Below are 475 nucleotides of genomic sequence, written 5' to 3' on the forward strand. Positions count from 1 at the left end.
CGCTGGGCGTGCCGGTCGAGTTCATCAAAATTCACAACACGCCGGATGGCAATTTCCCCAACGGTATTCCCAACCCTCTGCTGCCGGAATGCCGGGCTGACACGCGCAATGCGGTGATTGAACACGGCGCGGATATGGGGATTGCCTTCGACGGGGATTTTGACCGCTGCTTCCTGTTCGATGAAAAAGGCCAGTTCATTGAGGGGTACTACATTGTCGGCCTGCTGGCGGAAGCATTTCTGGAGAAGAATCCGGGGGCGAAAATTATCCACGACCCGCGCCTGTCCTGGAATACCGTGGATGTGGTGACGGCGGCTGGCGGTAAACCGGTGATGTCAAAAACCGGACACGCGTTTATCAAAGAGCGTATGCGCCATGAAGATGCCATTTACGGCGGCGAGATGAGCGCGCATCACTATTTTCGCGACTTTGCTTACTGCGACAGCGGGATGATCCCGTGGCTGCTGGTGGCGGA

1 pseudogene is annotated in these 475 nt (G+C 56.8%); it reads left to right on the forward strand.

Features of this window, described 5'->3' with window-relative positions:
* A pseudogene (cpsG, locus tag FDW92_RS04910) lies at positions 1 to 475 on the forward strand (colanic acid biosynthesis phosphomannomutase CpsG); the annotation flags it as partial.

This window comes from Citrobacter sp. wls706 (assembly GCF_005281305.1).
Lineage (GTDB): Bacteria > Pseudomonadota > Gammaproteobacteria > Enterobacterales > Enterobacteriaceae > Citrobacter > Citrobacter werkmanii.